11 protein-coding genes are annotated in these 12,470 nt (G+C 64.1%); 5 read left to right on the top strand and 6 right to left on the bottom strand.

Annotated features, from left to right (window positions below; genetic code table 11):
- Nucleotides 1–34: 34 nt before the first annotated feature.
- The gene (locus tag CIK75_RS15815; protein WP_241895508.1) at nucleotides 35–1,162 is read left to right on the top strand and encodes a diaminopropionate ammonia-lyase; all 1,128 of its coding nucleotides are present in this window, start codon (nucleotides 35–37) and stop codon (nucleotides 1,160–1,162) included.
- Here the strand turns inward: CIK75_RS15815 and CIK75_RS15810 are convergent.
- Together CIK75_RS15810 and CIK75_RS15805 are read right to left on the bottom strand one after the other, a co-directional pair.
- The gene (locus CIK75_RS15810; RefSeq protein WP_241895512.1) at nucleotides 1,159–2,028 is read right to left on the bottom strand and encodes a formylglycine-generating enzyme family protein; all 870 of its coding nucleotides are present in this window, start codon (nucleotides 2,026–2,028) and stop codon (nucleotides 1,159–1,161) included. The genes CIK75_RS15815 and CIK75_RS15810 overlap by 4 nt on opposite strands.
- Before the next feature lie 134 nt (nucleotides 2,029–2,162).
- On the bottom strand, nucleotides 2,163–3,329 hold the full coding sequence (locus CIK75_RS15805) for an ROK family transcriptional regulator (protein WP_086994316.1): 1,167 nt from the start codon (nucleotides 3,327–3,329) through the stop codon (nucleotides 2,163–2,165).
- Nucleotides 3,330–3,539: 210 nt separating this feature from the next.
- Here CIK75_RS15805 and CIK75_RS15800 point away from each other — a divergent pair, with 210 nt between their 5' ends.
- The 4 genes from CIK75_RS15800 to CIK75_RS15785 all read left to right on the top strand — a co-directional run bounded on the left by CIK75_RS15800 (nucleotide 3,540) and on the right by CIK75_RS15785 (nucleotide 7,708).
- Nucleotides 3,540–4,289, top strand: coding sequence for an ABC transporter permease (locus CIK75_RS15800; RefSeq protein ID WP_086994319.1), 750 nt, complete (start codon nucleotides 3,540–3,542; stop codon nucleotides 4,287–4,289).
- Nucleotides 4,290–4,302: 13 nt separating this feature from the next.
- Nucleotides 4,303–5,103, top strand: coding sequence for an ABC transporter ATP-binding protein (locus CIK75_RS15795; protein WP_086994322.1), 801 nt, complete (start codon nucleotides 4,303–4,305; stop codon nucleotides 5,101–5,103).
- A 63-nt stretch (nucleotides 5,104–5,166) separates the two neighbouring features.
- Nucleotides 5,167–6,186, top strand: a complete 1,020-nt coding sequence (locus CIK75_RS15790; RefSeq protein WP_086994324.1) for an aliphatic sulfonate ABC transporter substrate-binding protein — start codon at nucleotides 5,167–5,169, stop codon at nucleotides 6,184–6,186.
- 10 nt (nucleotides 6,187–6,196) lie between these two features.
- Complete coding sequence (locus tag CIK75_RS15785; RefSeq protein WP_241895507.1) at nucleotides 6,197–7,708, top strand: sulfatase-like hydrolase/transferase; 1,512 nt, start codon at nucleotides 6,197–6,199, stop codon at nucleotides 7,706–7,708.
- Between the two features lie 63 nt (nucleotides 7,709–7,771).
- Here CIK75_RS15785 and CIK75_RS15780 read toward each other — a convergent pair whose 3' ends face one another.
- Genes CIK75_RS15780 through CIK75_RS15765 form a run of 4 tightly spaced genes read right to left on the bottom strand, consistent with a single transcriptional unit; the run spans nucleotide 7,772 to nucleotide 12,361 of the window.
- Nucleotides 7,772–9,121: a sulfatase-like hydrolase/transferase gene (locus CIK75_RS15780; RefSeq protein ID WP_086994327.1), complete on the bottom strand. Its 1,350-nt coding sequence runs from the start codon at nucleotides 9,119–9,121 to the stop codon at nucleotides 7,772–7,774.
- Nucleotides 9,121–10,029 (bottom strand): carbohydrate ABC transporter permease, encoded by a 909-nt coding sequence (locus tag CIK75_RS15775; protein ID WP_086994330.1) that lies wholly within the window; start codon nucleotides 10,027–10,029, stop codon nucleotides 9,121–9,123. Before CIK75_RS15775 ends, CIK75_RS15780 begins: the two co-directional genes overlap by 1 nt.
- Nucleotides 10,030–10,037: 8 nt before the next feature.
- Nucleotides 10,038–11,021, bottom strand: coding sequence for a sugar ABC transporter permease (locus tag CIK75_RS15770; RefSeq protein WP_086994333.1), 984 nt, complete (start codon nucleotides 11,019–11,021; stop codon nucleotides 10,038–10,040).
- Complete coding sequence (locus CIK75_RS15765) at nucleotides 11,021–12,361, bottom strand: extracellular solute-binding protein (RefSeq protein WP_086994336.1); 1,341 nt, start codon at nucleotides 12,359–12,361, stop codon at nucleotides 11,021–11,023. The genes CIK75_RS15770 and CIK75_RS15765 overlap by 1 nt, the downstream gene beginning before the upstream one ends.
- Between the last annotated feature and the right edge of the window lie 109 nt (nucleotides 12,362–12,470).

Genomic DNA, 12,470 nt, shown 5'->3' with positions numbered 1-12,470 from the left:
GACCGGTGTCCCGTTCCACAAGGGAGGCATGACCATGGGCGAACCCAGCACCTGGTATTCCCGTCCAGCCGCCAAGAGGTGGCGGACTACAGCACCGGGATCGGGGTTGGACTACCACCGCAGCTTGGCCGGCTATGCGCCCACGCCGCTGGTTGAGCTGCCGTCCCTGGCCGCCGAACTGCGGGTGGGGCGCGTCCTGCTCAAGGACGAATCCAGCAGGTTGGGGCTGCCGGCCTTCAAGATCCTTGGCGCCTCCTGGGCCGTGTGCCGGGCGCTCTGCCAGCGTCTGGGCCAGGACCCCGAGAGGATGACCGTGCCTCGGCTGGCCGGACTCTTGCGCCAAGAGGGCGCGCCGGGAAAGCTGCCGGTGCTCGTCACGGCAACGGATGGCAATCATGGCCGGGCCATCGCCCGGATGGCCCGGCTGCTCGGGGTGGAGGCCCGAATCCATGTTCCCGCTGGACTCGGAGTCGCCGCGCTGGAGGGGATCAGGGGCGAAGGCGCCCGCCTCGTGGAAGAGGAGGCAGTGTACGACGACGTCGTGGCCAGGGCCGCCGCTTCGGTCGAGGGCAGCGAGAGCGATGTGCTGATCCAGGACACCGCCTGGGAGGGGTACACCCAGGTCCCACAGTGGATCGTCGACGGATACACCACCCTGTTCCGCGAGATCGACGACGCCCTTCAGGTTCAGGGGGGCAGCCCGGATCTGCTGGCCTGCCCGGTGGGGGTGGGTTCCTTGGCCCAGGCGCTCGTGGAACATTATCGAAGCCGCCCAGGCCCAGGGCCGGCCCTGCTCGGGGTGGAACCGGACTCCGCGGCCTGCCTGACCCGATCGTTGCAGGCCGGGGCGCCCATCACCGTGGATACCTCGGTTCCCACCCTGATGGCGGGGCTGAACTGCGGGAGCGTTTCCTCACTGGGCTGGCCGCTGCTCTCCGCCGGAATGGACGCCGCCGTCGGGGTCACCGAAGGCCAATGTCGCCGGGCGGTTCAGGATCTCGAGGAGCTGGCTCAGGATGCTGGACCCTGTGGGGCCGCAGCACTGGCAGGGACCCGGAACGCCCTGGCCGTGACCGCACGACGCCGGGAACTGGGCGTCACGGAAGACTCCGTCGTCGTACTGGTCAATACCGAGGGGCGGGCCGCCAACCCGCTGGTCTAGCGGGGCTGCTGCGCCACCGGTGCAACGGTCCGGAAGCCGAGATTGCTGCTGGCCGAATCCGGGGTGTTGGCCGACCGTGCTGAGACCCGATACCGATTGCAATAGGAATCGTGGCAGAGGAACGAGCCTCCCCGCATCACCCGCCCGGGGCCGGCAGCTGGGCCGGTAGGGTCCTTCAGCGGGGAGTTGCTGTAGTAGTTGGGGTCGAACCAATCGGCGCACCATTCCCAGACGTTCCCCGCCATCTCGTAGAGGCCGAACCCGTTGGGGGCGAACGTGCCCGTAGGAGCAGGTCCGAGATAGCCGTCGTCGAGGGTGTTCTGCACCGGGAACCTTCCCTGCCAGATATTGCACAGGTGCCCGCCGTCGGTGGCCAACAGCTCATCCCCCCACGCGTAGCGGCGAGATTCCAGGCCCCCGCGTGCCGCATGTTCCCACTGTGCTTCGGTGGGCAGGGACCTTCCGGCCCACCGGCAGTAGGCCACGGCGTCGTTCCACGAGACCTGGACCACCGGCGACTGCGGTTCCTGCCGCCAGGAGGAACGGGGCCCGTGCGGATGGGCCCAGTCGGAGCCGCGGACGGTGATCCACCAGGGCACATCACTGGAGCGGCCGAGGATGTCGCGGTCGTCGGCGTCGACCAGCAGATGGAAGACCGCAGAGTAGCCGTACTCCTCGGACTCCGTGCGGAATCCTGTGGCCTGAACGAAACGGTTGAATTCGGCGTTGGTGACCGTCGTGGAATCGATGGAATAGGGCGAGAGTGACACGTCATGGACCGGAAGTTCCCCGTCGTGGGGGTATCCCTCGTCAAAGGCGTCGCCCATGCTGAAGGTTCCGCCGGTCAACTCGACCGTGTCGAGCAGGCGATGCTCTTTCGTTGCTGGCCCGGCGGCAGGTGCGGCAGAGGCGGCAGCAGCAGCCTCGGTGGTGTGGGCTGGCTCGGAGCGGGCCGGACCATGGCAGCAGGACAAGGAGTTCTCCTTCGGATCGGATGCGGTCACTGTATCGCGACCATGAAATCGGTGCCCCACCGCTGCAGCGCCTGCAGGGCGGCCCCATGGCTGGCCTCGTATTGAGTGCCTTCGTGGAGGACGAGTTCGGGGACCGGGAGCGAGACGGCGGTGCGTCGACGGGTTAGTTCCTGGAGGGCAGCTTCGTGGAGCGAAACCCCCAAATGCGCCAGCTGGCCACTGAGGATGATCCGGCGGGGGTCGATGAGCATCGTCGCGCTGGACAATGCCACACCCAGCAGCGTCCCGGCCCAAGAGACCAGCTCGACGGCGCGCTGCTCTCCGTCGCCGGCCAGGGCGGACAGCTCCGCCAGATCGGTGACCTCCAGCCCGTGATCGGTAGCGCGGCGCAGGATCGCCCCCATGCCGATCAGAGCCTCCAGGCACCCTCGGGAGCCACACCAACACAGGGGCCCTGCCGGATCCATGCACAGGTGCCCCAGCTCCCCGGCGGCCCCGTGCCCTCCGCGGAAGATCTCGGTCCCGTCGATCAGTCCGGCGCTGATCCCGTCCGAGAGGACGACGTAGAGCAGGCCGGTCGTGGCCGCGGCAGGGGCCTCCCGCAGATGGCGGAGGGCTGCCAACCGGGTGTTGTTATCCCAGAGGACCGGGGCGGGGATGAGTCGACGCAGCCGTTCCAGGGGGAAACCTGCGGGGTCTGCGCCGGTGGCGTCCGGATCATCGGCGGCGGGCAGATGCCTTCCGGAGATCGCCACACCCGTTCCGATGATCGAATCCGCGGTGATGGTCCCGGAGCTGATCAGGGCACGGACCGAACGCAGGGCGATACCTAGCCGGTGAGCCAAACTGGGTCCGGCCTCGAAGGTGGTGAGTTTCTGGGCGAGGACTGTTCCGTCCAGAGCGGCGACGGTGACGGCCACGCGCGCCCGCCCCACTTCGATTCCCAGCGCGGCTCCAATGGTGCTGCGCGGGCGCAACAGGACCTGCGGCCTGCCGTTGCGTCCGGCCCCATAGGCAGCCAGACCGGCCTCCTCCAACAGGCCCCGCTCGATGAGACGAGTGACCGCGGAAGAGATGGTGGGACGCGAAAAACCCAGCTGCTGCTGCAAACCAGAACGACTCGTGGGGCCATCCTGAAGCAGTGTTTGGACAACCCGTTTATCGGTAGTCGAGAGTTCACCCTGGGCATTCATACCTTGGAGCCTAGCGGAACTTCATAAGAATCGACCAGAATTTTTGTTGCACAGAAATGACTTAGGTAAATGTGCTTGTCGTAAGTAGCGTCAGTGGATAGTGTGACCTGTATGACATCGCAAACAGCTCCCGCCGACAGCGGGCGGAGCACTATTCCTTCACAGGGAACCCCGGGACCGCGGCCACCGCGAAAAGAAGCCCGCCAGCCCATGTCCACGCAGACCTTGCGGATCATCAGCGTTCTAGCAGTTATCGGTGGCATCGCTGTCTGGTGGCTCGTCTCGGCCAGCGGTCTGGTCGTGATCCCCGGGCCCGTCGCCGTGGCGGCGAAGGCCGTGGAAATGGGTCAGTCAGGGGTTTTGATCTCGGATATCGCAGCCAGCCTGGCCCGTGTGCTGAGCGGTTTCCTGCTGGGCGTTCTCTTGGCCATCCCCGTGGGCTTCCTGATGGGCTGGTACCCGTTATTCCGGTCCATCCTGGAGCCATACGTCCAGTTCTTCCGCACCGTCCCGCCGCTGGCCATCATCCCGTTGGCGATCGTCCTGATGGGCATCGGCGAGACACCGAAGATTTTCGTGATCTTTCTGGCCTCGTTCCTTACCTGCGTGGTCTCGACGTTCCAGGGGGTCGTGACCGTTGAAAAGACGCTGATCAACGCGGCCCGGGTTCTGGGAGCTTCCAGCTTCGTCGTGTTCCGACGAGTCGTGGTGCCGGCGTCGAGCCCGTTCATCCTCGTCGGCATGCGCGTGGGTTTGGGTGCTTCATGGGCCACCGTGGTGGCCGCCGAGCTCATCGCCGCACCCAGTGGATTGGGCTTCCGCATGCAACAGGCGCAGCTGTACTACGACCTCCCCACCATCTTCGTGGACCTGATTGCGATCGGTCTGCTGGGGCTGATCATGGACCGCATCCTCCTGCTGCTTGAGGCCCGCCTCACGCGCTGGCAAGAACGACGATAGAGAGAAGACGATCATGCCTCGTGCGACCACCAAGCCGATGATCCAGTTCGAAAACATCCACCAGGAATTCATGCTCGGCGGAGAGATCTTCACCGCCGTAGAAGACGTGTCACTGGACGTCGCCGACGGGGAGTTCGTCACCGTCGTCGGCCCCTCGGGATGCGGGAAGTCCACCATCCTCAACGCAGCAGCCGGACTGTTGGAACCCACCAGCGGACGGGTCCTCGTCGACGAAGAGGAGGTCACCGGTCCGAGCCCCCGCACCGGGGTGATCTTCCAGCAATACGCACTGTTTCCCTGGCTGACCGTACGCAAGAACGTCGAGTTCGGTTTGGAACTACAGAAAGTCCCCGCGAAGCAGCGACGCCACACCGTCGACCACTATCTGGAACTGGTGGGGCTCACGGCGTTCGCCGAGGCACTTCCCAAGGAGCTGTCCGGCGGGATGAAGCAACGGTGCGCCATTGCCCGCGCCTATGCGGTCAACCCGGAGATCCTGCTCATGGACGAACCCTTCGGAGCTCTGGACGCCCTCACCCGCGTGCATATGCAGGAACAACTCCTCGAGACGTGGGGGCGGGAACGGCGCACCGTCCTGTTCGTGACCCACGACGTCGACGAAGCCGTATATCTGGCCTCGAAGGTCATCGTCATGGCGGCCCGGCCCGGCAGGATCTACAAGGTGGTTGACGTCGGCCTTCCCTACCCGCGGGACAACGACCTGCGCATGACCCCCGAATTCTCCGAGCTCCGCTCACAGGTCTGGGACGCGGTCTACAACCAGCCGGACTCCGATACCGAAAACAGCGGATAAGGCACCAGCCTCGTTTTCGTTCCGCACCACCGACATCCACTCAGCACACCTCTGGAGGGCATCATGAACCTGAACAACACCAAACGCCGGGATTTTCTCGCCGGTGGTCTCGGCCTCGCCACCATCGCCGCGCTGACGGCCTGTGCCGGCTCCGAATCCAGCGGCTCGTCCGGCGGGGCGGAAAAGATGCCCATCAAGGTGGGCTACATCGCCGACTATAACGGCGCCGCCCTGCTCGCCCTGGCCAACGAAGAAGGGTATTGGGACCAGGCCGGGCTGAAGCCCGACTTCGTGCCCTTCACCAATGGACCGTTGGCGATCCAGGCGCTGGGAACCAATAATGTGGATGTCGCGTACATCGGGTCGGGAGCCCTGTGGCTTCCGGCATCGGGCAAGGCAGAGATCTGGGCGCTGAACACCGTGTCCAACGCCGACCGGGTCATCGCCCAGCCGGGGATCTCCTCGATGGAGGACCTGAAGGGCAAGAAGGTCGGTGTCCCCGAGGGGACGTCGGGGGATCAGCTGCTGAACCTGGTCCTCAAGAAGGAGGGCCTGAAGCGCGAGGACTTCGACATCGTCACCATGGATCCCTCGACGGCTGTTTCGGCCTTCGCCTCGGGACAAATCGACGGAGCGGCCCTGTGGTACCCGTTGATCGACAACATCAAGGAGCGCGTCCCGGACGTCGTCGAACTGGCGGCCAATAAGGACTACCTGGACGACCTGACCTTCCCCAGCTCCTTCGTTGCGGCAGCGGGCCGGGCGGAGAAGGACAAGGAGCTCGCGCAAAAGTTCATTTCCGTGGTCAAGGCCTCCAACGACTTCCGGCAGGAGAACACGGAAAAGAGCCTCTCGGCTTCGGCGAAGTTCCTGAAGGTCGGGGAGGAAACGCTCAAGCCGCAGGTCGACGTCGCGATCACCTTCACCAGTGCCGAGCTGGAGGAGAAAACCAAGGACGGAACCATCGGCAAATGGCTCAAGGGCTTGGAGGAGCAGTTCCTCGCCGACGACAAGATCGACAAGATCGCCGATCCGAAGACGTTCTACACCGGCGACTTGTACGTCGAAACGAAGAAGGCATAGGTCAATAGAGTTGGAACCGACACAGAAGAAGCGCAACATCCTGTTCCTGATGACGGATCAGCAGCGCATCGACACGCTGGGCTGCTACGGGAACAGTTCGGAACACACCCCGCATCTGGATGCGATGGCCGAACGCGGCACCGTGTTCGAGCGGGCCTACACTCCGACGGCCATCTGCACTCCGGCACGGTCCTCGTTGCTGACGGGGAAGCATCCGTTCGAGCACGGACTGTTGGCGAACTACGAGTGGAATTCCGGTGCCCGCGAGGAATTGCCCGACGGAACTCCCACGTTCGCCGATGAACTACACCGCCAGGGCTACCGGCTCGGACACGTCGGCAAATGGCATGTGGGCCGCCATCGCGGACCGGAATACTACGGTTTCGAGGGCAAGCACCTGGCCGGGGCACTGAACACCTTCGACGACCCGGACTACGTTCAGTGGCTCGAGGACCACGGGCATCCGGCCTTCAAGATCGTGGAACCTGTCTACACCACGGCCTCCGACGGTTCGCAGGGACACCTGATTGCCGGGATCACCGAGCAGCCGACCGAAGCGACCTTCGAGGCCTGGCTGGCCGACCAGACCATCGCCAAGCTGCGGGAATTCGCTGCGGGGACCGGCGCCGAAGGGAACGACGACGGGACGCCGTTCTTCCTGTCCTGCCATATTTTCGGTCCTCACCTTCCGTACCTGATCCCACGCCAGTGGTACGACTTGGTGGACCCGAGCGATATCGAATTGCCCGGTTCCTTCGCCGAAACCTTCCACGGCAAACCTCAGGTCCAGCAGACCTACGCCGAATACTGGTCCACGGAGTCCTTCAGCACCGAGGAGTGGAAGAAGCTCACCGCCGTGTACTGGGGCTATGTCGCCATGATCGACCACGAGATCGGCCGCATCCTGGCCGTGGTGGACGAGCTGGGGCTGGCCGATGACACCGTCACCATGTTCACCGCCGACCACGGAGAGTTCACCGGGGCCCATCGCCTGAATGACAAGGGCCCGGCCATGTATGAGGACATCTACCGGATCCCCGCGATCGTGGCGGAGCCCGGGCAAGAAGGACGGCGCGAGGAGAAGTTCGTCTCGTTGCAGGATTTCACGGCGTCGTTCATCGACATTGCCGGCGGCAACGCAGAAGGCATCCGCGGCGAATCGCTGATGCCGGCCTGCACCGCACCCCTGGGACAGGAGTGGAGGACCGAAATCGTCTGCGAGTTCCACGGCCACCACTTCCCCTACGCCCAGCGGATGATCCGGGACTACCGGTATAAATACATCGCGAATCCGGAGGGGATCGATGAGCTCTACGATCTGGAGGCCGACCCCGACGAGCTGAACAACGTCGTGGACGTCCCGGTCTACCGCCCGGTGCTCAAGGACCTGCGCCTGCGCCTGTACCAGGAGCTGATCAGGCGGGGGGACCGTTTCTACCAGTGGCTGGCCTTTGCCGGGGACATCGATCCCGCCGATCGGCTTCGTCCGGAGACCGCCGTCGAACGCTTCATCGACGCCTAGGGTGTGCAGAAGGCCCGGGTTCCTCCCAGCAGGGAAGGAACCCGGGCCTTCGCCGTTCCCGGATCAGTAGGGGATCGCGTAGATCCCCGCACGCACTGCAGGGTCCACCCCGGTGGGCAGCACGAGCTTCTTCAGGAAGGCCGCGTCGCCGGTCTCCAGGCACCAGGCGAGCAGCCGGGCGCGGAAGTCCTCCAATACCTCGTCGAAGGCCGATTCGGCGGCCAGATTGCGCATTTCGCCCGGATCCGCGATCAGATCCACGAGCTGTTCGCGGTATTTTCCCCAACTATAGACCGAATACTTATACCGTTCCCCGATGAAGGCCCGGCCCAAGGTGGAGCCTTTGTCGCCGGTCCCGAAAGCCGTTTCGATCGCGACTCCGTCGTCGCTGGTGCGCGGCTGCGCCAGGACATCGTGCCCGGTGGCCCCCGGCGGTGCATTAATGCCGGCCACCCCGCACAGGGTGGGGATCAGATCCACCCCGAGGGAAACGAGCTGCTCGGAGACCTGTGAAGCGCCGATACCGGGGCCACGCATGAGCAGCGGGATCCTGACGGTCTCTTCCTGCAGGGAGGTCTTCTGGTTCCAGCCGTGGGAGGCGTCACCGTCTCCGTGGTCGCTGGTGAAGAGCACTACGGTGTCATCGGCCAGTCCGTGCGCCTCCAGCGAGTCCAAGATCGAACCGATCTGTCCATCCGCCCACTCGATGAGTCGGGCATAGGTGTGTCGATACAGGCGCCAATCATCGGCGGTGAACTCGGAGGTCCCGTAGGACGGCTCGGCCTGAGTGCGTTCGTACGTCAACGCCTGGGGACTAGCTGGCGGTGTCGCGAAGTTCGCCGGCAGGGGAGGAGCATCGCGGACGGAAGCCGGCGGGGGGACATCACCATAGGGCAGATGCTGTCCGCGGGCGTATTCGCAAATGGTGTGGGGGTTATCGAAGGAGGCGAAGAGCAAGAACGGCTTCTCCTGCTGCTGCCGGGTCCCCAACCAGGCGTCGGCGGCCTCGGGAAGCCCCAGATCACCGAAGGGGTGGACCACGTCGAACCCATCGGCCTCGACGGCACTGGCCCCCGGGGCATGCCATTTGCCGGCGTACGCGCAGTCATAGCCTGCGGAAGTGAACCAATGCCCCAGGCTTTCGGGGGAGCGGCCCGGGGTCTTCCCGGAGACGCCGGCATTGCCGGAGATGCCCAGTTCGTGGGGGTACCGCCCGGCGACCAGCGAACTGCGGGCCGGAACGCAGAGCGGAAAGGTGGTGTATGCGCGGTTAAAGCGAAGGCCGGCCCCGGAAAGTGCGTCCAAACAAGGAGTCTGGACGATTTCGGAGCCGGCACAACCCAGCGCGTGGGCGGCCCACTGGTCGGCCATGATGATCACGATATTCGGCCGGCCGCCAGTGGGGACGTTCACTACTTGCCCATGCCCAGGGTCAACCCCTCGGTCAGGCGGCGCCCCAGCCAGAGGTAGACCACCAGCATGGGAATGACGACGATCACCAGCCCGGCGAACAACCCGCCCCAGTCGGCACCCGAGTAGGTCTGCTGCTGGATGAAGGAAATGAGCGCCACCGGGAGGGTGTAGTTCTCGGTGGACTGCATCAGCGTCAGCGACAGCAGGGTTTCATTCCAGTGCGCGATCACCTGCAGGACGAAGGCGGTCAAAATGCCACCCTTGGCCAGTGGGAGGGTGATGCGGAAGAACGTTCCAAACGCATTGGAACCGTCCAGGGCCGCAGCTTCCTCCATCTCGATCGGCAGCGACCTGAAGAAGGCCGTGAGCAGGAATACGGTGAACGGCATCGAGATGCCGATATACACCAGGTTCAGCCCGAGCAGGCTATCGGTCAGGTACACCTTGTTGAGCATGACGAATAGCGGAATGAGGATCACCTGGGCGGGAATGCCCAGACCCAGGATGAAGTACAGGCTCAACGCATTGGTCAGCTTGTTCTCGACGCGGCCCAGATAGTAGGCAGCGGGTGCCGCCACCACCACGGCCACCACGGAGGAGACCACGGTGGTCATGAAGCTGTTCCACGTGGCCTGGGCGAAATTGCCCACGGTCCAGGCATTCACGTAGTTGGTGAAGTCCATCGAGGCCGGGATGCCCCACGGGTCGCTCAGGATTTCCCTGGTGCCACGGAAGGACTGGGCGACCATCCACACCAGCATGAGGATCATGACGGCGACGGCGATCCAGAGGACCGTGATCCCCAGACCGCGCAGGAAGGTGCGTTCCCCCGCCATGGCGGGGCTTGCGGCACGATTGCGTTTCCTGCGGATGGGAGTGACGACGGCGACGTCCAGGTTTTCAGACATGCTTCCTCCTAGAATTCGACGGCGTCACGGCGCATGGCACGACGCAGGATGATGACGAGGACGGAGATCAGGGCCAGCGAGATGATCGCCGAGGCGGTCGCCGCACCGTAGGCCGGCGTGGACTGGCCCGAGAACGCGGTGACGTAGGTGTAGACCGCCGTCGTCCAGGTTTGGGTCGGAGGGAGTCCGGCGCCACTGCTGCCGCCGAACACCCAGATGATCTCGAAGATCTTGATCGATGAAATCGTCCACAACACCGCACACGTCCCGAAGACATCCCAGGTCAGCGGCAGGATCACGTAGCGCAGCCGCTGGAACGGGGTCGCCCCGGCGAGAGCGCAGTCCTCATAGAAATACGGGGGGATGCGGTCCACTCCGGCCATCAAGATGGTGGTGAAGTAGCCGGTGGTGGTGGCCACCATGGTCACCATGATCAGCGGGAAGAGGTTGTCCGCGGCGAGCCATTTGGGCGGGTCGGTGACCCCCAGTGGCTCGAGCAGCTTGTTGACCAGCCCGCCCGGATTGAAGATGAACCCGGCCAGAACGCCAAAGACCAACGCGTTGATCAGGTGGGGGAAGAAGATCACCGAGCGGGCGATCTTCTTGCCCATCATGTCCCGCAGCACCAGGCTCAGCCCGAAGGCGATCACGAAGATCGCGATGCCGACGACGAAGAGCAGGAGCAGGGTGTTGCCGAACGACGTGAGGAACAGGTCGTCGCGGAAGACCTGGGAGTAGTTCTTCAGACCCACGAACTTCATGGGCCCCGAACCGGACCACTTATGCAGGCTGATCCAGAAGGCGCCGATGGACGGGACGATGAACAGGATGGTGTAGAACAGGAACGCTGGCCCGACGAACGGGATCAGGAGCTTACGCCGCTGCCGGTCGATGGAACTGCCGGATTCCTGCTTCTTCTTGCGCCCCCGTGGTGCGCCTCGGGGCTGCTTGGCCGGTTCAGTGCCGACCTCTTGGACTGGGGTCAAGGTCATTAGCCATTGTCCTTCCAGTACTGCTTCTGATCCTGCTGCATCTTCTTGACGTACTCTTCAGCGGTGATCTTGCCCAGGAAGAGCTGGTCGGTATTGGGCCAGAGGATCTTCTCCTGGTAGCCGGGGAAGACCACGCCGTCGAAGGCGAGGTTGATGCTCTCGGTCTCATCGACCGCATCCTTGATGTCCTGCATTTCCGGGGCGATGGTGGCGTCGGTGCGGATCGGCAAGACCTTGGCCTTGGCGCCGAACTGGTCCTGGTATTTCTTGTCCAGCAGGGTCACTGCGAGCTGTTCGGCAGCGGCTGCGTGCTCGGCCTTGCGTGGGATCGAGAATCCAACGAAGTCGGCGCGGACGCTGGTCGGGTTGCCGTCAACAGAGGGGAACTGGAAAGAGGCGTAGTCGAAGCCCTTCGAGGCGTAGGGGGAGGTTTCGGCCGGGATCCACGAACCGTTCAACAGCAGGTCTGCCTTGCCGGTGGCCCATTTCTGCTGCTGGGCGGGGAACTTGCTGGCGTCGTAACCGCTGATCAGGTAACCGCTCTTGGCGATTTCCTCGACCTTCTTCGCCGAATCCAGGACCTCGGGGGAGGACCAGGCCTCCCCGGACGTGTCGGCGGCCAGCTTCTTGAAGGAGCCGGGCCCGCCGTGTCGCAGGACCAGGTTGATGATCCATGCCGAGTTGTAACCGCCGATGTCGCCGTCCGCTGCCAGCGGCGCGGCCTTGCCCTTCTCGAGCTTCTTCAAGGTGGCCATGAAATCGTCCCACGTCTTGGGTGGGTTGGCGGCGATCTCCGGGTGGTCCTTCTTATTGAACCAGAACGCTTCGGAGCTGAAGTTGTAGGGCAGCATCCAGGGCTGGTCGTTCTCGTCGGAGATGTCTGCGTTCTTGAGGTACTTCTCCGGAATCAGTTCGGAAACTGTCTTGCCGTCGACATCGGCGTCGTACGTGCTGCCGAGGCCGAGGGCCTGGCCGGTGTCGCCGACCGAGGTCGCCAACTTGCCGTAGGCCCCGTCCACCAGGTCAGGGACGTTGTTGGTGTTCAGTGCCGGCACCAGCTTCTGCGTGTTGCTGCGACCTTGCCACTGCACGTCCACCTTGGCGCCGGTGTCCTTCTCGAAGTCCTTGATGGCCGAGGCGATGACCTTCTGCTGGGCTTCGCCTTCCTTCCACATGGACCAGTACGTCAGCGTCTGGCCGTCGATGGAAGTCGTCATGTCATCTGCCTGTGCTTCGGCGCTCGAGGAGGAGGCGGGGCCGCCGCAACCGGTGACCGAGAAGACCAAAGCCGATCCGAGGAGGAGGGCCGTGGGGCGAAAATAGCGGGCTGTTTTGCCCATGGCATTCACCTTTCGTGAGGGTGAACCGCGGATACTGCGGTTCGGTTGAGACGACTATCACAGCGTCAAAAAGAAGGATTCAAGTGGTACTTGAAGAAGTCCTGTGACA

This window comes from Glutamicibacter sp. BW78 (assembly GCF_002332245.1).
Classification (GTDB): Bacteria; Actinomycetota; Actinomycetes; order Actinomycetales; family Micrococcaceae; genus Arthrobacter_H; species Arthrobacter_H rhombi_A.
The sequence above is the reverse complement of the archived record's forward strand: the minus strand, read 5'-3'. Positions and strand labels throughout refer to the sequence as shown.

Bases quoted from the DNA above. Each gene is read 5' to 3' on its own strand.
- CIK75_RS15790 (WP_086994324.1), top strand. From the start codon at position 5,167: ATGAACCTGAACAACACCAAACGCCGGGATTTTCTCGCCGGTGGTCTC.
- CIK75_RS15770 (WP_086994333.1), bottom strand. From the start codon at position 11,021: ATGACCTTGACCCCAGTCCAAGAGGTCGGCACTGAACCGGCCAAGCAG.
- CIK75_RS15815 (WP_241895508.1), top strand. From the start codon at position 35: ATGGGCGAACCCAGCACCTGGTATTCCCGTCCAGCCGCCAAGAGGTGG.
- CIK75_RS15800 (WP_086994319.1), top strand. From the start codon at position 3,540: ATGTCCACGCAGACCTTGCGGATCATCAGCGTTCTAGCAGTTATCGGT.
- CIK75_RS15765 (WP_086994336.1), bottom strand. From the start codon at position 12,361: ATGGGCAAAACAGCCCGCTATTTTCGCCCCACGGCCCTCCTCCTCGGA.
- CIK75_RS15795 (WP_086994322.1), top strand. From the start codon at position 4,303: ATGCCTCGTGCGACCACCAAGCCGATGATCCAGTTCGAAAACATCCAC.
- CIK75_RS15805 (WP_086994316.1), bottom strand. From the start codon at position 3,329: ATGAATGCCCAGGGTGAACTCTCGACTACCGATAAACGGGTTGTCCAA.
- CIK75_RS15775 (WP_086994330.1), bottom strand. From the start codon at position 10,029: ATGTCTGAAAACCTGGACGTCGCCGTCGTCACTCCCATCCGCAGGAAA.